Below are 24,208 nucleotides of genomic sequence, written 5' to 3' on the forward strand. Positions count from 1 at the left end.
TCGTTCCATCCCTTCAGAGAGTGGCGAGTCCAAGGTGGACGTGCAGAAGAAGCTCGACGAGATCGTCGAGGCCATCGGCAGCGCCCGTTCCGTGCCCATGTCGGCGTCCTGCGTGGTCAACCGCGCCGAGTTGCTCGCCCTGCTGGAAGAGGTGCGCGGCGCGCTGCCCGGATCGCTCGCGCAGGCCCAGGAGTTGCTCGGCGGGCGGGAGCAGATGGTCGAGGAGGCACGCGCCGAGGCGGAGCGGATCATCGAGTCCGCGCACGCCCACCGCGGCTCGCTGATCTCCGACACCGAGGTCGCCAGGCAGTCCCAGGACGAGGCCGACCGCATCCTGTCCGAGGCCCGCAGGGAGGCCGAGGAGATCCGCGCCGAGGCCGACGACTACGTCGACAGCAAGCTCGCCAACTTCGAGGTCGTCCTCACCAAGACCATCGGATCCGTCGACCGCGGTCGCGAGAAGCTGCTCGGCCGGGGCCCGGGGCTCGACGAGCAGGGCTACGCGGACACCGAGGCGCCCGAGCGCAGCGCCGACCCGGCGACCCTCACCCAGCGCGCCGACGCCTATGTGGACGCCAAGTTCGGCGCCTTCCAGGCCGTGCTGACCAAGACGCTCGAAGCGGTCGGCCGGGGCCGCGACAAGCTCCAGGGCGCGCGGGCGATCGACGAACTCGGCGCCCACCTCGCGGCCCAGGACGACGCGCAGAGCGCGGGCCACCAGGCCGACGCGGACTACCTCGCCGGGCTCGCCGGCATCACCCCCGCGCAGCCGCCGCAGCAGGCCCCCGCCCAGCCCCAGGCGCCGCAGCAGGAACAGCAGCCCTACCCGTCCCAGCTCCAGCCGCAGCAGGACTACTACCAGGACCAGGGCTACACCCAGCAGCAGGAGGCATACGCCTACCAGCAGGCGCAGTACGCCCAGCAGCAGGACCCGTACGGCTACGGCTGGCAGCAGCCCCAGCAGCAGGGCTACGACCCCCAGGCCGGCTACGTCCCGCAGCAGGCCCCGCCGCAGCCCCAGCAGGCCCCGCAGGACCACCCCGCGCAGGGGCACGCCCCGCAGGCCGGCGCCCTGGACGAGACCAGCCTGTTCGACACCAGCATGATCAACCTCGACCAGCTGCGGCAGTACGAAGAGGGCCGCCAGTAGCGGGTCCGACGGCCGAAGGGGAGCGGATTGGGCCTATCGGGGCCCGTCCAGTATCCTGGCTGTTCGGTCGCGTGTACATCCGCGATCGATGCTGCCCACTCGCCGATCCGGTGACGGGTGGCTCCTCCGCAGTACAGAAAGCAGGAAGCCATCAACGCCCGCCTCGACCACCGTTCCCCGCTTGTGTTCGACACACGCGAGCTGGGCCGTCGTCCCGGCGCGCTCAAGCGGCTCTCCCGCTCCGCCGAGGCCCCCAGGGACCTCGGCAACGAGGTCATCGGAGTGCCCGAGGGCGCCCCGATCGCCATCGAACTCCGCCAGGAATCGGTCATGGACGGGGTGCTTGTCACAGGCACCGGCCGTGCAACCGTGAAGGGGGAGTGCGTAAGGTGTCTGGAGCCGCTGGAGCGAGAGCTCGAAGCGGACTTCCAGGAGATGTTCGCCTACCCCGACGCCGACGCCCGGACCCGCCCCGCGGAATCCGGCGACGACGCCGAGGACGAGGAGGACACCCTCTCCCTCGAGGACGACATGTTCGACCTCGAACCCGTGCTGCGGGACGCGGTGGTGCTCGCACTGCCGTTGCAGCCGGTGTGCCGGGAAGACTGCCCGGGTCTGTGCTCCGAATGCGGAGTGCGGCTCGCGGACGACCCGGACCACCACCATGAAGCCGTCGACATCCGTTGGGCGGCATTGCAGGGACTCGTCGGGTCCGACCAGGACGGCGAGATCGACAATGACCCCCGCGTCGGCGGGGATGAACCTCAGGAGAAGTAGCCGTGGCTGTTCCGAAGCGGAAGATGTCGCGCAGCAACACGCGCCACCGCCGGTCGCAGTGGAAGGCTGCGGTCCCCACCCTGGTGGCGTGCGAGCGCTGCCACGAGCCGAAGCAGCAGCACATCGCGTGCCCGAGCTGCGGCACCTACAACAAGCGCCAGGTCCTCGAGGTCTGAGCGGCTGGTGACAGGCACTGTGTCTAGCCCCAAAAAGGCGGAAGACGCCCATTCGTCGTCCCGTAAGCGGGATGAACCGACTCCGGCGGACACGGCCTCGTCCCACACGCTTCTGGAAGGGCGGCTCGGGTACCACCTCGAGTCCGCCCTTCTGGTGCGTGCGCTGACGCACCGCTCGTACGCATACGAGAACGGCGGTCTGCCCACCAACGAGCGGCTCGAATTCCTCGGGGATTCAGTGCTCGGGCTGGTGGTCACGGACACGCTGTACCGCATCCACCCCGATCTCCCGGAAGGCCAGTTGGCCAAGCTCCGGGCCGCGGTGGTCAACTCGCGTGCACTCGCCGAGGTGGGCCGCGGCCTCGACCTCGGTGCCTTCATCCGCCTCGGACGGGGCGAAGAGGGCACGGGCGGCAGGGACAAGGCATCGATCCTCGCCGACACCCTCGAAGCGGTGATCGGCGCGGTCTATCTCGATCAGGGACTCGACGCGGCAGGCGAGCTGGTGCACCGGCTCTTCGACCCGCTCATCGAGAAGTCCTCCAGCCTGGGCGCCGGCCTCGACTGGAAGACGAGCCTCCAGGAACTCACCGCGACCGAAGGTCTCGGCGTCCCGGAGTACCTGGTCAGTGAGACCGGCCCCGACCACGAGAAGACGTTCACTGCTGCTGCCCGCGTCGGTGGTGTCTCGTACGGCACCGGCACCGGCCGCAGCAAGAAGGAAGCCGAACAGCAGGCGGCGGAGTCCGCGTGGCGTGCCATTCACGCCAAGGCGGAGGAGGCGGCCAAGGCCGAGGAAGCGGTTTCCGCCGGCGAGACGTCGCCGGCCGCCGCCGACGAGGCCCCGGCTTCCGGCGACTCCGCGTCGTCGGCAGGCTGAACAACCCCTTTCTGACCCCGTCCGGAGCGGTGCCGCCGCTCCGGACGGGGTCAGAAGTCTTTCCCGAGACGTGAGGAGCCCCTGTGCCCGAGCTGCCCGAGGTCGAGGTCGTACGCCGCGGACTGGAGCGCTGGGTCAGCGGACGCACCGTCGACACTGTCGACGTGCTGCATCCGCGCGCCATCCGCCGGCACACCGCGGGCGCGGCCGACTTCGCGGCCCGGCTGAAGGGGCTGCGGATCGGCGTCGCACGCCGCCGCGGCAAGTACCTCTGGCTGCCGGTGACCGGCGGCGGCCCCGCCGCGCAGACCGCCGCCGAAGGCATCGCGCCGACGGTCACCACCTCCGTCACCCACGGACTCGCCGTCCTCGCCCACCTCGGCATGAGCGGCCAACTGCTGGTCCAGCCGCAGGACGCCCCCGACGAGAAGCACCTGCGCATCAGGATCCGCTTCGACGACACGGACACCCCGGTGCCCGACGAGGCGGCCGGCACCGAACTCCGCTTCGTCGACCAGCGCACCTTCGGCGGCCTCTCACTGCACGACACCGTCCCGGGCGACGCCGACCAGCTCCCGGACGCCATCGCGCACATCGCCCGCGACCCGCTCGACCCGGCTTTCGACGACGACGCCTTCCACGACGCGCTGCGCCGCAAGCGCACCACCATCAAGCGCGCCCTGCTCGACCAGTCGCTGATCAGCGGCGTGGGCAACATCTACGCCGACGAGGCGCTGTGGCGCTCGCGCCTCCACTACGAGCGGCCGACCGCTCCCTTCACCCGCCCCCGCACCGCCGAACTCCTCGGCCACGTACGGGAGGTGATGACCGCCGCCCTCGACGTCGGCGGCACGAGCTTCGACAGCCTCTACGTCAACGTCAACGGTGAATCGGGCTACTTCGAGCGCTCGCTGGACGCGTACGGCCGCGAGGACGAGCCCTGCCGCCGGTGCGGCACCCCGATCCGCCGCCGCCCCTGGATGAACCGCTCCAGCTACTTCTGCCCGCGCTGCCAGCGACCGCCGCGGCCGTGACCTGCGCCGGGCCCCGCCTGACGCGGCACAAGGAGGCGGGCCGGGATAGCGGCCCGCCCGGTCAGAACCCGAAGTCCTGCGTCCACCAGGGGCCGCCGGGGCCCGTGTGGATGCCGACGCCGAGGGTCCGGTAGTCGCAGTTGAGGATGTTGGCGCGGTGCCCCGGGCTGTTCATCCAGGACTCCATGACCGCGTGGGCGTCGGTCTGGCCGCGGGCGATGTTCTCGCCGCCGAGGTCGGATACGCCGGCCTTGCGGGCGCGGTCCCAGGGGCTCGCGCCGTCCGGGTCGGTGTGGTCGAAGAAGTCGCGCGCGGCCATGTCGTCGCTGAACGCCTGTGCCAGGGAGGCCAGTTCACCGTCCGCGCGGACCGGCGAGCAGCCCGCCTGCGCTCGCTCCTGATTGACCAGGGACAGCACCTGCGCCTGCGCGGAAGACCCGGCGGCCGGGGCCTTCTTGGGGCTCGCGGACGCGGTGGTCCCCGGCGTCGCGGATGCGGTGCCGGGGGAGCTCGCACCGTGCCGCCCGGCGTGCGGCGAACCGTCACGGGCCGGTGCGGAGGCGGTGGAGTGCCCGGGGGACGGGGTGGCGGACGGGGCGGCGGCGGAGGCCGGACGGTCGGCGCCGGGGGCCGCCGACCGGGTACCGCCGCGGCTCGCGGGGTCCGTGGCGCGCTCGGTGGGCGTCGCCGATTCGGTGCCCTGCGGCCCGGCGTCAGGCAATGCGTCGGCGCGCACCCGCTCGCCGCGGTCACCGCCGCCCACCTCGAACGGCCCGCCCCCCGGGAGCAGCCCGGAGGCGACCGCCACGGTGCCCATGGCGACCGCGGCGGATGCGCCGAGCAGCCCGGTGCGTACCGGTGCGGTGCGCCGCCCGCGCGCCGCACGGCGTCCGCGCGCGGACGTCACGGGCTCGGCCGGGTGCGGTGCGCCAACAGGCGGCGCTCCCACGGGTTCCGGGGCGTGGGGAGCAGAGCGTCGATGGCGGCCCATCCGCTGACTTCCTTCCGTCCTCAGCGTCAACATGGTTCACCCATACGGGTGAACGCGATTGCCGGGCGACTGTACGCCATGGGCTACGGGGGTGATGTGCTCGGTGGGCAATTGGCCGGTTACCGTGCACACATGAACGAAGATGTCCGTCTGACCGCCTGGGTGCGCGGCCAGGTCCAAGGCGTCGGGTTCCGCTGGTTCACCCGCGCCAACGCGCTGCGCATCGGGAGCCTCGCCGGATTCGCGCTGAATCTCGGGGACGGCCGGGTCCAGGTCGTCGCCGAAGGCCCCAAGGACCATTGCGAGCAGTTGCTGGAATGGCTGCGCACCGGAGACACGCCCGGCCGGGTCGACGGCGTCACTGAGATATGGGACACCCCGCGCGGGGGTTACGACGGCTTCGCGATCCGCTGAGCGATCCCGGGAGATCCCTCCGCGCCGTGCGAAAAGTGATCTTCGCGGCCCGTTCCTGGCGCCCGCTCACGGGAGATTTCAGCTGGTGGTTGCCAACTCGGCCGACCCGTGCAAGGCTGCCGCTGTACGGATGATCTCCACACCCGACGGGGCCTTTCTGGGGAGTCGGCGCCATGCCTTCGAGGCGGCGCACTCTCGGGCGCCCGTGGATACGCGGTGTGATCGTGTTGACCGTCAAAACTTTTGGTGAGACTCTGGAATCCCCGCGCACCTTAGCTGTTTGGCATTCAGAACCCCATAAATGACAAGCACCGCGGGTGCGAATCCCTCACGACCCAACCGCTTCGGTCGGTCACTCATTGTGGAGGACCATCCATCATGGCAAAGGCGCTTCTCGGTTACGTCGGCGGCTCCGACCCCCGAGTCCTCTCCGAGATGCGACGGCTTCAGCAGCGCGTTCAAGACCTGGAATCCGAACTGATCCGGATGCAGGCCGAAAACGACATGCTGTCCGCTGCCGCACGTCACGACGACTCGATGCTCGACGGCATCGACGTACCCCAGGCGGAGCCCGCGCTCACCTGACCCCGTCCTCAGGGCCGGCGAGCCGCACCAGCCGCCTGAGGCATCACTCAGCAAGATCTGCAAGGGACGCTTCGGCGTCCCTTCGTCGTTTCCGCTCCCCGTTCCCGTTCCGGCCCTCCCTTACCGCATGATGTGCCCTGCGCCACACTCGGTGAAACCGAAAGGAAACGGCGGCCCGGTACGCGGCGGTCGCCGGGGGCGGAATGTTGGGACGGCCCGCCCGGAGGCGGCCGGTAGAGTCCAACGGCGTGCATCTCAAGAGTCTGACCCTGCGGGGATTCAAATCCTTCGCCTCCGCCACGACACTCCGGTTCGAACCGGGCATCACCTGCGTCGTGGGCCCCAACGGCTCCGGCAAGTCCAATGTCGTGGACGCGCTGTCCTGGGTCATGGGCGAGCAGGGCGCCAAGTCGCTGCGCGGCGGCAAGATGGAAGACGTCATCTTCGCCGGCACCACCGGGCGGCTGCCGCTGGGCCGCGCCGAGGTCTCGCTGACCATCGACAACTCCGACGGGGCGCTGCCCATCGAGTACGCCGAAGTCACCCTCACCCGGATCATGTTCCGCAACGGCGGCAGCGAGTACCAGATCAACGGTGACACCTGCCGGCTGCTGGACATCCAGGAACTGCTCAGCGACTCCGGCATCGGCCGGGAGATGCACGTGATCGTCGGCCAGGGCCAGCTGGACGGCGTGCTGCACGCCGACCCGATGGGGCGCAGGGCGTTCATCGAGGAGGCGGCCGGTGTACTCAAGCACCGTAAGCGCAAGGAGAAAGCGCTGCGGAAGCTGGAGGCGATGCAGGCCAACCTCGCCCGGGTGCAGGACCTGACCGATGAGCTGCGCCGTCAGCTCAAGCCGCTCGGCAGGCAGGCGGCGGTCGCCCGGCGGGCCGCCGTGATCCAGGCCGATCTGCGCGACACCCGGCTGCGGCTGCTCGCCGACGACCTCGTCACGCTGCGCCGCGCGCTGCACGCCGAGATCGCGGACGAGGCGGCGCTCAAGCAGCGCAAGGAAGAGGCGGAGGCCCGGTTGCGCGTCGCGCAGCGGCGCGAGGCGGCGCTGGAGGACGAGGTCCGTACGCTGGCGCCGCGGGTGCAGGGGGCCCAGCAGACCTGGTACGAGCTGTCGCGGTTCGCGGAGCGGGTGCGCGGCACGGTCTCGCTGGCCGAGGCACGGGTCGCCAGCGCTTCGGCGGCGCCGCCGGACGAGCGGCGCGGGCGCGACCCGGAGGACATGGAGCGCGAGGCGGCCCGGATCCGGGAGCAGGAGGCGGAGTTGACGGCCGCGCTGGACGCGGCGAGCCGGGCGCTGGAGGACACCGTCGAGCACCGTGCCGGTCTTGAGCGGCAGTTGGCGGACGAGGAGCGGCGGCTGCGGGACGCGGCCCGTGCCATCGCCGACCGGCGCGAGGGGCTGGCCAGGCTCAGCGGGCAGGTCAGCGCGGCGCGCGGGCGGGCCGCTTCGGCGCAGGCGGAGATCGGCCGGCTCGTCGAGGCCAGGGACGACGCCGGGCGGCGTGCGGCGGCGGCCCAGGAGGAGTACGAGCAGCTGCAGGCCGAGGTGGACGGGACCGGCGCGGGGGAGGCGGAGCCTGCCGAGCGGTACGCGGCGGCCCGGCGGGAGCTGGCCGGTGCGGAGGAGGCGCTGAGCGCCGCGCGCGAGGCGCTGACCTCGGCCGAGCGGCAGCGGGCCGCGACATCGGCCCGGCATGACGCGCTGGCGCTCGGCCTGCGCCGCAAGGACGGCAGCGGCGCCCTGCTCGCCGCCGCCGGAGCGCTGACCGGTCTGCTCGGGCCCGCGGCCGAACTGCTCACCATCGCGCCCGGCTTCGAGATCCCGGTCGCCGCCGCGCTGGGGGTTGCCGCCGATGCCGTCGCGGTCACCGGGCCCGCCGCCGCTGCGGGTGCCATTCGTCTGCTGCGGGAGCAGGACGCGGGCCGGGCGGCGATGCTGCTCGGCGCCCTCGGGGACGAGGCGCGGCAGGCCGTGCCCGCGGGTGCGACGTCCGGGCAGGAGACCGCGTCGGCCCGTACGGACGGGGGCGCGGGGCCGCAGGAATCCCCGCGGGTGCCGGGGCCTGCCCGGCCGTCCGGCGCGGGGCAGGACGCGGCGCACCGGGTGCCGGGGCCCCGTGGCGCGCCGGTGCGGGCCGCCGAACTCGTCGGCGGGCCCGCGGAGTTGGCGGACGCGGCGCACCGGCTGCTGCGGGACGTGGTGGTCGTCGGGACGCTGGAGGACGCCGAGCAACTGGTCGCCGCGCGGCCGGAGCTGACGGCGGTCACCGGCGAGGGCGACGTGCTCGGCGCGCACTTCGCGCACGGCGGGTCGGCCGGTGCGCCGAGCCTGCTGGAGGTGCAGGCGGCCGTCGACGAGGCGGCGGCCGAACTGGCGGAACTGGCCACCCGCTGCACGGCGCTGGCGCAGGAGCAGCGGGCGGCGGCCGAGCGGCGCACCGTCGCCGCCGCGCAGGTCGAAGAGGCCGACGCCGGGCGGCGGGCGGCCGACCGGGAGAAGTCGCGGATCGCCGGGGACCTGGGACGGCTCGGCGGGCAGGCCAGGGCCGCCGCGGGCGAGGCGGAGCGGTCCGCCGCGGCGGCGGCGAAGGCCGATGAGGCGCTGCTGCGGGCCACCGATGAGGCCGAGGAGCTGGCCGAACGGCTGGCCGTCGCCGAGGAGGAGCCGGCCGATGAGGAGCCGGACACCTCGGTACGGGACCGGCTGGCGGCGGACGGGGCGAACGCGCGGCAGACGGAGATGGAGGCGCGGCTCCAGGCGCGTACGCACGAGGAGCGGGTGAAGGCGCTCGCCGGGCGCGCGGACGCGCTGGACCGCGGGGCGCGGGCGGAGCGTGAGGCGCGGGCGCGGGCCGAGCAGCGGCGCGCCCGGTTGCGGCACGAGGCGGAGGTGGCCGCCGCGGTCGCCTCCGGCGCGCGGCAGCTGCTGGCGCACGTCGAGGTGTCGGTCGTCCGGGCCGAGGAGGAGCGGGCGGCGGCGGAGCGGGCGAAGGGGGAGCGCGAGCAGTCGCTGGTGGCGGAGCGCGGCCGGAGCCGGGAGCTGGCGTCCGAGCTGGACAAGCTGACGGACTCGGTGCACCGCGGTGAGGTGCTGGGCGCCGAGAAGCGCATGCGGATCGAGCAGTTGGAGACCAAGGCGCTGGAGGAGCTGGGGGTGGAGCCGGCCGGTCTTGTCGCGGAGTACGGCCCCGACCAGCCGGTGCCGCCGTCGCCCGCGGCCGACGGCGAGCAGCTGCCCGATGACCCGGAGCATCCGCGGAACCTGCCGGTGGCGTACGTACGGGCCGAGCAGGAGAAGCGGCTGAAGGCGGCCGAGCGGGCGTACCAGCAGCTCGGGAAGGTGAACCCGCTGGCGCTTGAGGAGTTCGCGGCGCTGGAGGAGCGGCACCGGTTCCTCAGTGAACAGCTTGAAGACTTGAAGAAGACCAGGGCCGACCTGATGCAGGTGGTCAGGGAGGTCGACGAGCGGGTCGAGCAGGTCTTCACCGAGGCGTACGAGGACACCGCGCGGGAGTTCCAGGGGGTCTTCGCGCGGCTCTTCCCGGGCGGCGAGGGCCGGTTGGTGCTGACCGACCCCGGCAACATGCTGACCACCGGTGTGGACGTGGAGGCGCGCCCGCCGGGGAAGAAGGTCAAGCGGCTCTCGCTGCTGTCCGGCGGCGAGCGGTCGCTGACGGCCGTGGCGCTGCTGGTGTCGATCTTCAAGGCGCGGCCCAGCCCGTTCTACGTGATGGACGAGGTGGAGGCGGCGCTCGACGACACCAACCTCCAGCGGCTGATCGGGATCATGGAGGAGCTTCAGGAAAGCTCCCAGCTGATCGTGATCACGCACCAGAAGCGGACGATGGAGGTCGCCGACGCCCTGTACGGCGTTTCGATGCAGGGCGACGGGGTGTCCAAGGTCATCAGCCAACGGCTGCGATGAGGCCGCGGGGCCTTTGCTGAGGTCAGCCAGCCTCTCTTCAGAACTTGAATGAAGTGGGCTCTGTGGTGCCGTGAAACAAATCCATCACGCCCTATTGACTTAGAAACTTGAAGGCATAGTCTCGGCAACGTTGTTTTTACCTTCAAGTGGTGGGTGTCCCCAACGTATGCGCCACTGGGAGGGCCAGCCCCCTACGCCCGGCAGCGCAGCCGGGCCACTGGAGTACACGTTGACCAGCACCGCGCAGCCGGCGGTCCCGGAAGGCCGCAAGGCCCAGCCGGAACACCTCGGCCATGTCATCTTCATCACCGCGGCTGCCGCGATGGGCGGCTTCCTCTTCGGCTATGACAGCTCCGTGATCAACGGTGCCGTCGAGGCGATCCGCGGGCGCTACGACGTCGGGTCGGCCATCCTCGCCCAGGTGATCGCCATCGCGCTGATCGGCTGTGCCATCGGCGCGGCCACGGCGGGCCGGATCGCGGACCGCATCGGCCGCATCCGCGTGATGCAGATCGCCGCGGTGCTGTTCATCATCAGCGCGATCGGCTCCGCCCTGCCGTTCGCCCTCTGGGACCTGGCCATGTGGCGGGTGTTCGGCGGGATCGCGATCGGCATGGCCTCGGTCATCGGCCCCGCCTACATCGCCGAGGTGTCGCCGCCCGCCTACCGCGGCCGGCTCGGCTCCTTCCAGCAGGCTGCGATCGTCATCGGCATCGCCGTCTCCCAGCTCGTCAACTGGGGCATCCTCAACCTCGCCGACGGCAACCAGCGCGGCAAGCTCGCCGGCTTCGAAGCGTGGCAGTGGATGCTCGGCGTGATGGTCGTCCCGGCGCTCGTCTACGGCCTGCTCTCCTTCGTCATTCCCGAGTCGCCGCGCTTCCTGATCTCCGTCGGCAAGGTCGACAAGGCCAAGAAGGTGCTGGCCGACGTCGAGGGCAAGACGGTCGATCTCGACGCGCGGGTCGTCGAGATCGAGGAGGCGATGCACCGCGAGCACAAGTCGAAGTTCACGGACCTGCTCGGCGGCAAGAAGGGCTTCCTGCCGATCGTCTGGGTCGGCATCGGCCTGTCGGTGTTCCAGCAACTGGTCGGCATCAACGTCGCGTTCTACTACTCGTCGACGCTGTGGCAGTCCGTCGGCATCGATCCGAGCAGCTCGTTCTTCTACAGCTTCACGACGTCGATCATCAACATCATCGGCACCGTGATCGCGATGATCTTCGTCGACCGGATCGGCCGCCGCCCGCTGGCGCTCATCGGCTCGGCCGGTATGGCCGTCGCGCTCGCCCTGGAAGCCTGGGCCTTCTCGGCCAAGACCGCGGCCGGCACGCTGCCCACCACCGAGGGCACCGTCGCCCTGATCGCCGCCCACGGGTTCGTGCTCTTCTTCGCCCTCTCCTGGGGCGTCGTGGTCTGGGTCTTCCTCGGCGAGATGTTCCCCAACCGCATCCGTGCCGCCGCGCTGGGCGTCGCCGCGTCCGCGCAGTGGATCGCCAACTGGGCCATCACCGCGAGCTTCCCGAGCCTGTCGGACTGGAACCTCTCCGGCACCTACGTGATCTACATGTTCTTCGCCCTGCTCTCGATCCCCTTCGTGCTGAAGTTCGTGAAGGAGACCAAGGGCAAGGCGTTGGAGGAGATGGGCTAACCACCCCGCCAGTCCTTCTCCTCGCACGTGGACGCTGCCCCGGCTCATTCCGAGAGCCGGGGCAGCGCCGCGTAATGGCGGCGTCAACTCCCGTACCGATCGCCACGCCCGGACGCCGGAGCCGTGGATATCCCCCGCGATACCCGACAGGATCAGCGCTACGGGGGCGGATATCGAGAAGACGATGGGTATGAACAGGGATATGGACAGGGACATGGATACGGATACGCGTGGGGCCGCGGAGACCGGCACGACGGCAACGGTCGTGGACGGCGGCGTGCCGCTGCCGGCGCAGGGCGGTGCGGTCGGCGGCACGGCCGGATACCTGCACCGTACGGTGGCCGACGCCCCCGTGCAGGAGGTGTTCCCCGGGATCCGCTGCCGGCCGCTGTGGACCGGCGAGAACGGCGCCAGCGCCATGGTCGTGGAGCTGGATCCGGGGAGTTGCTGGGAAGGCGTCGATCTGCACGAGCCGGGACCTGAGGAAGTCTTCGTGGTCGACGGGGTGTTCCACGACGGGGACCGCGCGCACCCCGCGGGCACGTTCATCCACGCGCCGGCCGGATCCTGGCACATTCCGCAGTCCGCCCAGGGCTGCACCCTGTTCGTTTTCTACCCGCAGGGCTGAACTCCGGGCGGCGGCCGGTCCCCGGGCCGGCCGCCGCCTCAGCCCCCGCCGCCGGCCCCCGCCCCGATCCGCGGCAGCACCTGCTCGGCGAACAGGTGCAACGACCGCCAGCCCTCGTCCACCGGCATCCCGCCGCACAGCGGATGCAGGACCAACGAGCCCTGCGGGCCCGCCTCTTCGGCCATCCGCACGCACGCGTCGGGGGTGACCACGCGGTAGATGCCTTCCGCACGCAGCTCCGCCACATCCCGCGCGCCGGAGCGTACGGCCGAGCGGATGTCGTCGGACTGCCAGGACGCGTAGGTGCGGGCCTCGTGCAGCAGGTGGGCCCCGTACGTCGCCCAGGTGCGGTCCGGGTCGTCCGAAACGTGCAACAGGCGGGTGCGGGCGGCCGGTTGGAGCACCCAGCCCTCGGTGCCGTACGCGGCGCACCGCTCCTGGTAGTACGCCTCCAGCTCGGGCAGGTGCGCGCTGGGGAAGAGGGGGAGGCCCAGACGGGCGGCGCGGCGGGCCGCGGCCCGGGAGCTGCCGCCGATCAGCAGCAGCGGATGCGGCCGGGTGTACGGGCGCGGGGTGACCTGCACGGTGCGGTCCCGGTAGCGGAACGGCTCGCCGGTCCAGGCGGCGAGCAGCGTCGCGAGCACCTCGTCCTGGAGCGCGCCGCGGCCCTTCCAGTCCTTGCCGTGCGCCGCGTACTCCTGCGGCCGGTAGCCGATTCCGGCGACGGTGACCAGCCGGCCGCCGCTGAGCAGGTCGAGCACGGCGATGTCCTCGGCCAGCCGCAGCGGGTCGTGCAGCGGCGTGATCAGCGCGGAGACGGTGACGTTGATCCGGCGGGTGGCGCCGAAGACCGCGCCGGCGAAGGCGAGCGGTGAGGGCATCCAGCCGTTGGTGGTGGCGTGGTGTTCCTCGGTCTGCACGGTGGTCAGGCCGCGGTCGTCGGCGAACGCGGCCATCTCCAGCGCGGCGCGGTAGCGGGCGCCGAGGGTGTCGGCGGTGGGGGAGGGGTCGACGAGATTGAAGCGCAGGACCGTGACGGGCATGACAGCGTCCCCTTCGCCGGGCGGGTGGCGCAGGGGACGCTAACTGACGCGACGTCAGATTTCTAGGGGGCGGGAGTCAACCACGGCCGCCGGGGCGGGGGTTGGCCGTCGCCCCGGGCGAACGGTGTGGTTCCCCGGGGCGGCGGCTGCCGTGCGGTCGTGTCAGCCGACCTCGGCCGGGTGCCGAGGCTCGGGGGCGCCGGAGGTGCGCGGGCCGTCGGCCCGGACGGTCTCCTTCGGCCGGGGCAGCAGGGCGAAGAGTGCCGCCGCGATCAGGATCGTGGCCGCCCAGCCCAGGCCGTTCGCGCCGATCCAGGTGGTGGCCAGCGGGCCGGTGAACCACTGGACCTTGGTGAAGCAGATGCCCGCGGCGAGTGCCACCGCCCAGGCCGTCATGGCCTGCCAGCAGAAGCCGCCTGCGTACCAGTAACGGCTGCCGCGGCCGGTGTTCATCAAGCTCGCCGCGTCGTAGCGGACCGCCAGGGCGCGGCGGCGGGCCATGTCCACGCCGTAGACGCCGATCCAGGCCGAGAAGGAGACCGCGAGGAGCGTCAGGAAGGTGATGAACTGCCCGATGAAGTCCTTGGCCACCAGCATCATGAACAGGCCGCCGACGAGGCTGATGACGGCGTTGATGCTCACCGCCAGGGCCCGCGGCAGCTTGACGCCCATGGTCTGTGCCGTGAAGCCCGCGGAGTACATCGACAGGCTGTTGATCAGCACCATCCCGACCAGTGCGGTGATCAGGTAGGGGACCGCGAGCCAGGTCGGCAGGATCGTGCCGAGGAACGACATCGGGTCGGTGTTCTGACCGGCCAGCTTCGGGTTGGACACCGCCATCACGCCGCCCATCAGCACCATCGGGAGCAGCACCAGGGCCGCGCCGGAGACGGTGGTGCCGACGATCTTGCGGCCGGACGCGGAGTGCGGCAGGTAGCGCGCGAAGTCGGGGCCCGTGGGCACCCAGCTGATGCCGCCCGCCGCGATGGTGCCGATGCCGGCGATCACCATCGCGGTGGTGCCCGCCTTCTTCGTGAAGATCGCGTGCCAGTCCATCGTGGCGATCAGGTAGACCAGCACCATCACCGTGAACAGGCCGAACAGATACGTCGAGTACCGGTTGCAGAGGTTCAGCGCCTTGCGGCCCATCCCGCTGACCAGGAACGTGCAGGCCACGAAGGCGAGCAGGGTGATGACGATCAGGGCGTTGTTGCTCCGGACGCCGAACAGCAGATTCAGCACCGTCAGCACCGCGTACGCGCCGGTGACCGCGTTGATGGTCTCCCAGCCGAAGCGGGCCACCCACAGGATCGCCCCGGGGAAGTAGTTGCCGCGGACGCCGAAGGTGGCCCGGGAGAGCATCGCGCCGGGCGCACCGCCCCACTTCCCGGACACCGAGAGCACGCCGACCATGCCGAACGCGATCGACACGGCGATGGCGGCCACCAGGACGACCTGCCAGAAGTTCAGCCCGTTGGTGACCACCAGGGAGGCCCCCATGGTGAGCAGCAGCACGCTGATGTTGGCCGCGACCCACGTGGGGAAGAGCTCGCGGACGCGGCCGTGGCGTTCGCTGTCGGGTACGGGCTCGATGCCTCGTGTCTCGACGGCGCCGTCGGTTTCGGGAGTGGACGTGGTGCCCATGGTGCAGGTGTCTCCGTGCGCGGGATCTGGGAGGCACCCCCGGAAGAGAGGCGCCAAGGCAGCGGCTGTGGTGCCCGGCCAGCTTCGGTTGGCAGGACTCTACGCGCGTTGCGCAGCCGTCCACCATCGTACTTTGGTCCAACTTCGCGCCGTACGTCCACTTGGATCCACCGACGAGCAGACACCTCGACCACTTCCGACGAAAACCCGAACCAGGCCGCCCGTACCGCTCTGACCAGCACTTTTCGGACAGGGGTGGGGGTCTCGTCGGCCCTGCGCGCACCCCGGACCCGGCCGCCGTACCGAATCGGGACGCGGCGCCCACGGGTTCGGCGCGTGCGGCCACGGGCGGCGGTGCGTGGCTGATACTGGGGGGGTTATGGAAATCGTCATCCTTGCTGTAGTCATCGCCGTGGTCGCGCTCGGCGCGATCAGCGGGCTCGTCGTCAGCAGCCGCAAGAAGAAGCAGCTGCCGCCGTCCCCGCCGGCCGCCTCCCCTACGCCATCCGTCACCGCGCCGCCTGCAGAGCCGCAGGTCGGTGAGGAAGCCGAGACCCCACGCGACGAACCCCGTCGCACCATCGAAGAAGTCGGCCTGCCGACCGCCGAGGCCCCCGTGGCCGAGGCGCCGGTCGCCGAGCCCGAGGCGCCCGCCGCCCCGGAGATCGAGATCCCCGAGCCGACCGCGGGCCGCCTGGTGCGGCTGCGCGCCCGGCTCTCGCGTTCGCAGAACACCCTGGGCAAGGGCCTGCTGACGCTGCTCTCCCGGGAACACCTCGACGAGGACACCTGGGAGGAGATCGAGGACACCCTCCTCACCGCGGACGTCGGCGTCGCCCCCACCCAGGAACTGGTCGACCGGCTGCGCGAGCGGGTCAAGGTCCTCGGCACCCGCACCCCCGAGGGGCTGCGCGAGCTGCTGCGCGAGGAGCTGCTCACCCTCATCGGCACCGAGGCCGACCGCTCCGTGCACACCGGCAACGGCATCGGCAACGGCGGCGGCGAGATCCCCGGTGTCGTCATGGTCGTCGGCGTCAACGGCACCGGTAAGACCACCACCACAGGCAAGCTCGCCCGGGTCCTGGTCGCCGACGGCAAGTCCGTGGTCCTGGGCGCGGCCGACACCTTCCGCGCCGCCGCCGCCGACCAGCTCCAGACCTGGGGCGAGCGGGTCGGTGCCCGTACGGTCCGCGGCCCCGAGGGCGGTGACCCGGCGTCCATCGCTTTCGACGCGGTGAAGGAGGGCATCGCCGAGAGCGCCGACGTCGTCCTCATCGACACCGCGGGCCGGCTGCACACCAAGACCGGTCTGATGGACGAGCTGGGCAAGGTCAAGCGGGTCGTGGAGAAGCACGGCCCGGTCGGCGAGGTGCTGCTCGTCCTGGACGCCACCACCGGACAGAACGGCCTGGTGCAGGCGCGGGTCTTCGCCGAGGTCGTGGACATCACCGGCGTGGTGCTGACCAAGCTCGACGGCACCGCCAAGGGCGGCATCATCGTCGCGGTCCAGCGGGAGCTGGGAGTGCCGGTCAAGCTCATCGGTCTGGGAGAGGGCGCCGATGACCTGGCGCCGTTCGAGCCTGAGGCGTTCGTCGACGCGCTGATCGGCGACTGAATCCCCGGACCAGGAGCGTACGACCGCTCCCCGGAGCCCGGAACGCACCGGCCTCCGTCACCCGCCAGGAGCGGGCGGCGGAGGCCGGTGCCGTTGTGTGGGGCGGCGGTTCGGCGGGGCCGGGGCGGGCGGCGAACGCAGTGGCGCGGAACACGGTTTCGGTCATATGTGAGGGGAAATTCGGGGTCGCCGGCCACCGTGGATGCGGCGGAACGGCCTCCGCGCCCGGCGCGCGATCACCCCATCCGGCGCAGTGGTCCACACCTGGCGTGCGCCCCCGCCACCGGCGTGCGCTCCGGCTCCCGGCCTTCGGCGCCCGTCGTCCAGCCCGGCCGCCGGACGCCCCGTCGTACGTGGTGTCTCAGCGCCCCGGACGGCGCCCCGACCGCTGGCAGGCATACGCGAGCGTGCCCAGCAGCAACCGGGCCTGCGGCGGGCGGCCCGCGGTGTCCAGAGTGGGCGGGCGCAGCCAGCGCACCGGGCCGAGTGCGCCGAGGTCGGACGGGGGAGCGGTGAGGTGGTCGCCGTCCCCCAGCGGGCGCAGGTCGAGCGCCGCGTCGTCCCAGCCCGTCCGGTAGAGCAGATCGGGCAGCCCGGCGGCGGCACCGGGGGCGACGAAGAACCACGCGCGCCCCGTGGGGGCCAGCGCCACCGGGCCGAGCGGCAGCCCCATCCGTTCCAGGCGCGCCAGGGCGCACCGGCCCGCGTCCGCTGGGACGTCGAGCACGTCGAACGACCGCCCCACCGGCAGGAGCACCGCCGCCCCCGGGGTCCGCGACCAGGCGTCGACCGCGCTCTCCAGGGTGGCCCCGGCGGGTACCTCACGGCCGAAGGACAGCGGATGCGCGCCGGGGGCTCGGCAGTCGGCGTCGCCGCACGAGCAGTCCGTACGGCCGCTGCCGGTGCGTGCCGCGCGGGCGCCGGGGACGACGTCCCAGCCCCACAGGCCGGTGTACTCCGCCACCGCCGTGCTCTCGGGTGAGCGGGCGCGGCGCCGCGAGCCGGGCCGCATCTCCCGGATGCCGCCGATGGTGAAGTCCATGTCCTCTCCTACGGGTGGTGCGTGTGTGCCGGTGGTGGCGGGCCGACGGGCGGAGTCAAGTGCCGTGCGGTGACGCTCCGTTGGCGGGCCGCAGGGTCCGCGGGGCCCCGGAGAGGGGCGCCGCTCCAGGGGTGGTGCGCCGGGGCGCGGGCACCGCTGCGGACCCCGATCCGTCCGATCGTGCTCGACCGGTGTCAAGTCAATCGTGCGGAGCAGGCCGGGAGTTCATTCGAAGGGGTGGCGAATGGTGGCGTTTCCGCGAGCGCCCTCGCGAGGAGCGTGATCGTCGGATTACGTTCAGTACACGAACCCGGAAGTGGCATCGTTCGCACGGGTATGCCGGTGGCAAGGACCGCGCCGCATCCGGCCGGGCGAGGTGGCCGGATTCAGTGGTCGGGTGGAGGTGCCCGGGGAAGATGCGGCAACAGGCGGCCTCCTGTGGAGAGTTCGCGGCGGGCGACAACGTTTGGGGGCGTTCCAGTGGGCGGCAATGGCAGCGGCACTGCCGAAAAGCGTCCCAACGCGCAGTTGGGATCATGGTTTGTGCGCAGCGGCTGGTCCAAGGGCGAACTGGCGCGGCAGGTCAACCGCAGAGCCCGGCAGATGGGCGCGCACCACATCAGTACCGACACCTCACGCGTCCGCCGCTGGCTGGACGGTGAACAGCCGCGCGAGCCCATCCCGCGGATCCTGTCCGAGCTGTTCTCCGAACGCTTCGGCTGCGTCGTCGGCATCGAGGAACTCGGCCTGCGCTCCGCACGCCAGTCCCCGTCCGTATCCGGCGTCGACCTGCCCTGGGCCGGGCCGCAGACCGTCACCCTGATCAGCGAGTTCTCCCGCAGCGACCTGATGCTGGCGCGCCGCGGATTCCTCGGCACCTCCCTCGCGCTGGCCGCCGGGCCCACCCTCATCGAGCCGATGCAGCGCTGGCTGGTTCCGGTCCCCGCCGCGCCGGGCGCGCACGGAGCCGAAACGGGCCAGGAGCGCGGCAGGCGCCCGGCGCGGCTGTCGGAACCGGAACTCGACCTGCTGGAGCAGACCACCGCGATGTTCCGGCAGTGGGACGCGCAGTGCGGCGGCGGGCTGCGGCGCAAGGCCGTCGTCGGCCAGCTGCACGAGGTCACCGACCTCCTCCAGGAACCGCAGCCCGAGCACATCGCCAAGCGGCTGTTCAACGTCGCCGCCGAACTGGCCGAACTGGCCGGCTGGATGAGCTACGACATCGGGCTCCAGCCCACCGCCCAGAAGTACTTCGTGCTCGCCCTGCACGCCGCCAAGGAAGCCGGCGACCGGCCGCTCGGCTCGTACATCCTCTCCAGCATGAGCCGGCAGATGATCCACCTCGGCCGCCCTGACGACGCGCTGGAGCTGATCCACCTCGCCCAGTACGGCAGCCGCGAGACGGCCACCGCGCGCACCCAGGCCATGCTGTACGCGATGGAGGCGCGCGCGTACGCGGGGATGGGCCAGCCCAGCAAGGTCAAGCGGGCCGTGCGGATGGCCGAGGACACCTTCTCCGACACCGTGCCGGGCGAGCCCGAGCCGGACTGGATCCGCTTCTTCTCCGAGGCGGAACTGAACGCCGAGAACGCCCACTCCTACCGCGACCTCGCCTATGTGGCGGGCCGCAGCCCCACCTACGCCTCGCTCGCCGAGCCGATCATGGAGCGCGCGGTCGAACTCTTCGGCAAGGACCCCGAGCACCAGCGGTCGTATGCACTCAACCTCATCGGGATGGCCTCCGTGCACCTGCTCCAGCGGGAGCCCGAGCGGTGCGCCGAGCTCGCGCAGCAGGCGATCCCCTTCGCCCAGCAGGTCCGCTCGGAACGGGTCAACACCCGGCTGCGGAAGACCGTGGACAGCGCCGTACGGGATTACGACGGCGTCGCCGAAGTGATCCGGCTCAGCGACGAACTGGCCAGGCAGCTCCCCGAATCGGAGGCCGTCTGACGGCACCCGCCCCCCCCCAGCCCCCGGCCGCGGCCACCACCCCGTACAGCCCGACTCGGCTTCCCCACGCCAGGTCACACGGGTGGCGACCGCGGTCGGGCCACGTCCTGCGGCGTCCGCTGGGCGCCGCTCGATGTCACGGCGGGGGCGGCGAGCCGAACGGGCAGCCGCCCGGCGGGCCCGGGAATTCACCCGGGCGTAACACCGGCGCGGCCTTCGTCACGGTGGCGAAACACCGGCGGGCGGTGGCCGAAACCGCGCTGCGACAGCCTCGTGACGAACGACGGCCCGCCCTGGCACGGCACCCCGCACGGGCCGCATCGACGACGAGGAGACGCCGATGCCCCCAGGCATCCTGACGCTCGCAGACGGCCTCGCGGCCGACAAGGTCACGCTGAGCCCGGCCAACACCGGATTCCTGCTGATCTGTTCCGCACTCGTGATGGTCATGACGCCCGGCCTCGCCTTCTTCTACGGCGGCATGGTCCGGGTCAAGAGCGTGCTCAACATGCTGATGATGAGCTTCATCAGCCTGGGCATCGTCACGGTCCTCTGGGTCCTGTACGGATTCGGCCTCGCCTTCGGCTCCGACCGCGGCGGCGTCATCGGCTGGGACGGCGACTTCGCGGGGCTCAGCGGCATCGGCCTGACCGAGCTGTGGGGCTCCACCACCGTCCCGGTCTACGTCTTCGCCGTCTTCCAGCTGATGTTCGCGGTGATCACCCCCGCGCTGATCAGCGGGGCACTCGCCGACCGCGTCAAGTTCACCGCCTGGACGCTGTTCACCGCCCTGTGGGTCACCGTCGTCTACTTCCCCGTCGCCCACTGGGTGTGGGGCGAGGGCGGCTGGCTCTTCAAGCTGGGCGTCATCGACTTCGCCGGCGGCACCGCCGTGCACATCAATGCGGGCGCCGCGGCGCTCGGCGTCCTCCTGGTCGTCGGCAAGCGCATCGGCTTCAAGAAGGACCCGATGCGACCGCACAGCCTGCCCCTGGTGATGCTCGGCGCCGGCCTGCTCTGGTTCGGCTGGTTCGGCTTCAACGCCGGTTCCTGGCTCGGCAACGACGACGGCGTCGGCGCCGTCGCCTTCGTCAACACCCAGGTCGCCACCGCCGCCGCGATGCTCGGCTGGCTCGCCTACGAAAAGCTGCGGCACGGCGCCTTCACCACCCTGGGCGCCGCATCCGGCGCGGTCGCCGGACTCGTCGCGATCACTCCGGCCTGCGGCGCGGTCAGCCCGCTCGGCGCCCTCGCCGTCGGCGCCATCGCCGGCGTGCTGTGCGCGATGGCGGTCGGCCTGAAGTACCGCTTCGGCTACGACGACTCCCTCGACGTCATCGGCGTCCACCTCGTCGGCGGCATCGCGGGATCGCTGCTGGTGGGCCTGTTCGCGACCGGCGGCGTACAGAGCAAGGCCAAGGGCCTCTTCTACGGCGGCGGCCTCGAACAGCTCGGCAAGCAGGCCGTCGGCGTGCTCGGCGTCCTGCTCTACTCCCTGGTCGTCAGCTACCTCCTTGCCAAGGCCGTCGACCGGGTGATGGGCTTCCGGATCGCCGAGGACGAGGAGATCACCGGCGTCGACCAGGCCGCGCACGCCGAGACGGCGTACGACTTCACCGGCGCGGGCGGCGGCGTGCTGGCCCGCAAGGCCGTCCCGGCCCCGGCACACACGCAGAGCACGGACCGGGGCACGGGCCCGGACACGGCGAAGAAGGTGGACGCATGAAGCTCATCACGGCAGTCATCAAGCCGCACCGCCTCGACGAGGTGAAGGAGGCACTCCAGTCGTTCGGCGTGCACGGCCTGACCGTCACCGAGGCCAGCGGCTACGGGAGGCAGCACGGCCACACCGAGGTCTACCGCGGCGCCGAGTACACCGTCGACCTGGTGCCGAAGATCCGCATCGAGGTCCTCGTGACGGACGCCGACGCCGAACAACTGGTGGACGTCGTCGTCGAGGCCGCCCGCACCGGCAAGATCGGCGACGGGAAGGTGTGGAGCGTCCCCGTCGACGACGCGGTACGGGTACGCACCGGCGAGCGCGGCCCCGACGCCCTGTGACAACGGCGGACAAGGACACACCGGGGGCCGGAAACACGCGGGGGACCACGACCGAGGAGCACCCGAGTTGACCGAGAGCGCCGAGGACACCGCACGGCCGGCCGCCGCACCCGCACCACACCCCGCCCCCCGGGACGGCGGCTACCCGGGCGCCCGGCTGCGACTCCTCCAGGACCCCGCATCGCGCGGCCCCGACCGCCGCGCCGCACTCGCCCGGCTCACCGACGACTGGCTGGCCGCCCTGCTGACCGCGGCGTCGGCCGCATCCGGCGTGCCGGGCGCCGCCCTCGTCGCGGTCGGCGGCTACGGCCGCGGCGAACTCTCCCCGCGCAGCGACCTCGACCTCCTCCTGCTCCACGACGGCCGGGCAGGACCCGCCGCCGTGGCCGCACTCGCCGACCACCTCTGGTACCCCGTCTGGGACCTCGGCATCGACCTCGACCACTCCGTCCGCACCCCCGCCCAGGCCCGCAAGGCGGCACGCGACGACCTGAAGGTGCAGCTCGGCCTGCTCGACGCCCGGCACATCGCAGGAGACCCCGGACTCACCGCCGCACTGCGCACCACCGCCTACGCCGACTGGCGCGAGAGCGCACCCAAGCGGCTGCCCGAACTCCACGACCTGTGGCGCGAACGCGCCGACCGGCAGGGCGAACTCCAATACCTCATCGAACCCGACCTCAAGGACGCCCGCGGCGGACTGCGCGACGCCGTCGCACTCCGCGCCGTCGCCGCCTCCTGGCTCGCCGACGCCCCCCGCGACGGCCTCGAAGCCGCCCGCACCCGCCTCCTCGACACCCGCGACGCGCTCCACCTGGTGACCGGCCGGGCCACCGACCGGCTCGCCCTCCAGGAACAGGACCAGGTCGCCGCCGCCCTCGGTGTGCTCGACGCCGACACTCTGCTGCGGCAGACCTACGAAGCCGCCCGCACGATCTCCTACGCCACCGACGTCACCTGGCGCGAGGCCGGCCGGGTACTGCGCGCCCGGTCCGTCCGTCCGCTGCTGCGCGGCCTGCTCAGCGGCAGCCGCACCGCGGGCAGGGGGGAGCGCTCCCCGCTCGCCGACGGCGTCGTCGAACTCGACGGCGAAGCCGTACTGGCCCGCACCGCACGGCCCGAACGCGACCCGGCCCTGATCCTGCGCGCCGCAGCCGCCGCGGCCCAGACCGGGCTGCCGCTCTCGCTGCACGCCGTCCGCCGCTGCGCCGCCGCCGGGGCGGCCCTGCCCGTACCGTGGCCGGCCGAGGCACGCGAACAGCTGGTGACCCTGCTCGGCGCGGGCGCCCCCACCGTGCCCGTCTGGGAATCCCTGGAGGCCGAGGGCATCGTCACGCGGCTGCTGCCCGACTGGGAACGGGTCCGCTGCCGCCCGCAGCGCAACGCCGTCCACACCTGGACCGTCGACCGCCATCTCGTCGAAACCGCCGTCCGGGCCGCCGCGCTCACCCGCCGCGTGCACCGCCCCGACCTGCTGCTCGTCGCCGCCCTGCTGCACGACATCGGCAAGGGCCGGCCAGGCGACCACAGCGTCGCGGGCGAGACCATCGCCCGCGACACGGCCACCCGGCTCGGCTTCGACAGCCACGACACCGCCGTCATCGCCACCCTCGTACGCCACCACCTGCTGCTCATCGAGACCGCCACCCGGCGCGACCTCGACGACCCCGAAACCCTCACCGCCGTCGCCGCCGCCGTCGGCAGCACCGGCACCCTGGAACTGCTGCACGCCCTCACCGAGGCCGACGCGCTCGCCACCGGGCCCGCCGCCTGGAGCGCCTGGCGCGGCGGCCTCGTCGCCGACCTCGTCCGCCGCGTCGCGGCGCAGCTCGCGGGCGAACCCGCAGCGGGGAGCGGCACGGACGCGCCGACGGCCGAACAGGAACGGCTGGCCGTCGAAGCCGCCCGCACCGGCGAACCCGTCCTCGCCCTGCACCCCCGCGCCGACCCACCCGCCGCGACACCGCGGGACGCGACCGCCGCACCCGAGCCCGTCGGCGTCGAACTGCTCATCGCCGTCCCCGACAGGCCAGGTGTGCTGGCCGCCGCCACCGGCGTCCTGGCCCTGCACCGCCTCACCGTCCGCGCCGCCGACCTGCGCGCCCTCGACCCCGTCGGCGAAGGCCACGTCCTCCTCCTCAGCTGGCGGGTGGCCGCCGCATACGGCTCCCTGCCCCAGGCCGCCCGGCTCCGCGCCGACCTCGTACGGGCCCTCGACGGCTCCCTCGACATCCCCGCCCGCCTCGCCGAACGCGAACGCGCCTACGCACGCCGCTCCCGCGCCCTCCTCGCCCCGCCGCCCCGGGTCACCGCCGTCCCCGGCAGCTCCCGCACCGCCACCGTCATCGAGGTCCGCGCGCACGACACCCACGGCCTGCTGCACCGCATCGGATGCGCTCTGGACGCGGCCGGGGTACGGGTGCGCAGCGCGCACGTGAGCACCCTGGGCGCGGACGCGGTCGACACCGTCTACGTCACACACGAGGACGGCTCGCCGCTGACGGAGACGGAGGCGGCGGCGCTGGCGGAGTCGGTGGAGACGGCCCTGCGCTGACGGGGCCGTCCGGTGGCGGGACGACCGGCGGCGGGACGACCGGCGGCGGGACGACCGGCGGCGGCCGGGCGCACG

The 24,208-nt window shown here is 72.4% G+C and carries 19 protein-coding genes; 15 read left to right on the forward strand and 4 right to left on the reverse strand.

Going from position 1 to position 24,208, the window contains the following annotated elements:
• The first annotated feature begins 34 nt into the window (after positions 1–34).
• The 5 genes from ACGFNI_RS28875 (at position 35) to mutM (ending at position 4,017) form a co-directional block, all read left to right on the forward strand.
• Positions 35–1,150 (forward strand): ATP synthase F0 subunit B, encoded by a 1,116-nt coding sequence (locus tag ACGFNI_RS28875; protein ID WP_393687607.1) that lies wholly within the window; start codon positions 35–37, stop codon positions 1,148–1,150.
• A gap of 183 nt (positions 1,151–1,333) precedes the next feature.
• Positions 1,334–1,927, forward strand: coding sequence for a YceD family protein (locus tag ACGFNI_RS28880; RefSeq protein WP_393687608.1), 594 nt, complete (start codon positions 1,334–1,336; stop codon positions 1,925–1,927).
• Between the two features lie 2 nt (positions 1,928–1,929).
• Positions 1,930–2,103, forward strand: coding sequence for a 50S ribosomal protein L32 (rpmF, locus tag ACGFNI_RS28885; protein WP_003951102.1), 174 nt, complete (start codon positions 1,930–1,932; stop codon positions 2,101–2,103).
• 7 nt (positions 2,104–2,110) lie between these two features.
• Complete coding sequence (rnc, locus tag ACGFNI_RS28890) at positions 2,111–2,983, forward strand: ribonuclease III (protein WP_393687609.1); 873 nt, start codon at positions 2,111–2,113, stop codon at positions 2,981–2,983.
• An 83-nt stretch (positions 2,984–3,066) separates the two neighbouring features.
• Positions 3,067–4,017, forward strand: a complete 951-nt coding sequence (gene mutM, locus ACGFNI_RS28895) for a bifunctional DNA-formamidopyrimidine glycosylase/DNA-(apurinic or apyrimidinic site) lyase (protein ID WP_393687610.1) — start codon at positions 3,067–3,069, stop codon at positions 4,015–4,017.
• Between the two features lie 61 nt (positions 4,018–4,078).
• On the opposite strand, the gene ACGFNI_RS28900 is transcribed toward mutM, so the two are convergent.
• The gene (locus tag ACGFNI_RS28900; protein ID WP_393687611.1) at positions 4,079–5,008 is read right to left on the reverse strand and encodes a CAP domain-containing protein; all 930 of its coding nucleotides are present in this window, start codon (positions 5,006–5,008) and stop codon (positions 4,079–4,081) included.
• Positions 5,009–5,140: 132 nt separating this feature from the next.
• Between ACGFNI_RS28900 and ACGFNI_RS28905 the strand changes: the two genes are divergently transcribed.
• The 5 genes from ACGFNI_RS28905 to ACGFNI_RS28925 all read left to right on the forward strand — a co-directional run bounded on the left by ACGFNI_RS28905 (position 5,141) and on the right by ACGFNI_RS28925 (position 12,224).
• The gene (locus tag ACGFNI_RS28905; protein WP_393687612.1) at positions 5,141–5,422 is read left to right on the forward strand and encodes an acylphosphatase; all 282 of its coding nucleotides are present in this window, start codon (positions 5,141–5,143) and stop codon (positions 5,420–5,422) included.
• Between the two features lie 378 nt (positions 5,423–5,800).
• The gene (locus ACGFNI_RS28910) at positions 5,801–6,007 is read left to right on the forward strand and encodes a hypothetical protein (protein WP_030018387.1); all 207 of its coding nucleotides are present in this window, start codon (positions 5,801–5,803) and stop codon (positions 6,005–6,007) included.
• 248 nt (positions 6,008–6,255) lie between these two features.
• Positions 6,256–9,948: a chromosome segregation SMC family protein gene (locus tag ACGFNI_RS28915; protein ID WP_393687613.1), complete on the forward strand. Its 3,693-nt coding sequence runs from the start codon at positions 6,256–6,258 to the stop codon at positions 9,946–9,948.
• A gap of 229 nt (positions 9,949–10,177) precedes the next feature.
• Positions 10,178–11,596, forward strand: coding sequence for a sugar porter family MFS transporter (locus ACGFNI_RS28920; protein ID WP_393687614.1), 1,419 nt, complete (start codon positions 10,178–10,180; stop codon positions 11,594–11,596).
• Positions 11,597–11,879: 283 nt separating this feature from the next.
• Entirely contained in the window at positions 11,880–12,224 is a 345-nt protein-coding gene (locus tag ACGFNI_RS28925) for a cupin domain-containing protein (protein WP_393687729.1), read from the forward strand.
• Between the two features lie 38 nt (positions 12,225–12,262).
• Here ACGFNI_RS28925 and ACGFNI_RS28930 read toward each other — a convergent pair whose 3' ends face one another.
• On the reverse strand, positions 12,263–13,267 hold the full coding sequence (locus ACGFNI_RS28930) for an LLM class flavin-dependent oxidoreductase (protein WP_393687615.1): 1,005 nt from the start codon (positions 13,265–13,267) through the stop codon (positions 12,263–12,265).
• A 162-nt stretch (positions 13,268–13,429) separates the two neighbouring features.
• Entirely contained in the window at positions 13,430–14,911 is a 1,482-nt protein-coding gene (locus tag ACGFNI_RS28935; RefSeq protein WP_393687616.1) for a purine-cytosine permease family protein, read from the reverse strand.
• A gap of 379 nt (positions 14,912–15,290) precedes the next feature.
• Between ACGFNI_RS28935 and ftsY the strand changes: the two genes are divergently transcribed.
• On the forward strand, positions 15,291–16,526 hold the full coding sequence (gene ftsY / locus ACGFNI_RS28940) for a signal recognition particle-docking protein FtsY (RefSeq protein WP_393687617.1): 1,236 nt from the start codon (positions 15,291–15,293) through the stop codon (positions 16,524–16,526).
• A 361-nt stretch (positions 16,527–16,887) separates the two neighbouring features.
• Here the strand turns inward: ftsY and ACGFNI_RS28945 are convergent, their stop codons facing one another.
• On the reverse strand, positions 16,888–17,568 hold the full coding sequence (locus ACGFNI_RS28945) for a bifunctional DNA primase/polymerase (protein WP_393687618.1): 681 nt from the start codon (positions 17,566–17,568) through the stop codon (positions 16,888–16,890).
• 480 nt (positions 17,569–18,048) lie between these two features.
• Between ACGFNI_RS28945 and ACGFNI_RS28950 the strand changes: the two genes are divergently transcribed.
• The 4 genes from ACGFNI_RS28950 (at position 18,049) to ACGFNI_RS28965 (ending at position 24,133) form a co-directional block, all read left to right on the forward strand.
• Positions 18,049–19,518, forward strand: coding sequence for a hypothetical protein (locus tag ACGFNI_RS28950; RefSeq protein WP_393687619.1), 1,470 nt, complete (start codon positions 18,049–18,051; stop codon positions 19,516–19,518).
• Positions 19,519–19,858: 340 nt separating this feature from the next.
• The gene (locus ACGFNI_RS28955) at positions 19,859–21,244 is read left to right on the forward strand and encodes an ammonium transporter (RefSeq protein WP_393687620.1); all 1,386 of its coding nucleotides are present in this window, start codon (positions 19,859–19,861) and stop codon (positions 21,242–21,244) included.
• Complete coding sequence (locus ACGFNI_RS28960; protein ID WP_393687621.1) at positions 21,241–21,579, forward strand: P-II family nitrogen regulator; 339 nt, start codon at positions 21,241–21,243, stop codon at positions 21,577–21,579. Before ACGFNI_RS28955 ends, ACGFNI_RS28960 begins: the two co-directional genes overlap by 4 nt.
• Before the next feature lie 67 nt (positions 21,580–21,646).
• Entirely contained in the window at positions 21,647–24,133 is a 2,487-nt protein-coding gene (locus ACGFNI_RS28965) for a [protein-PII] uridylyltransferase (protein ID WP_393687622.1), read from the forward strand.
• Positions 24,134–24,208: the final 75 nt, after the last annotated feature.

Source organism: Streptomyces sp. NPDC048644 (genome assembly GCF_043199105.1).
Lineage (GTDB): Bacteria > Actinomycetota > Actinomycetes > Streptomycetales > Streptomycetaceae > Streptomyces.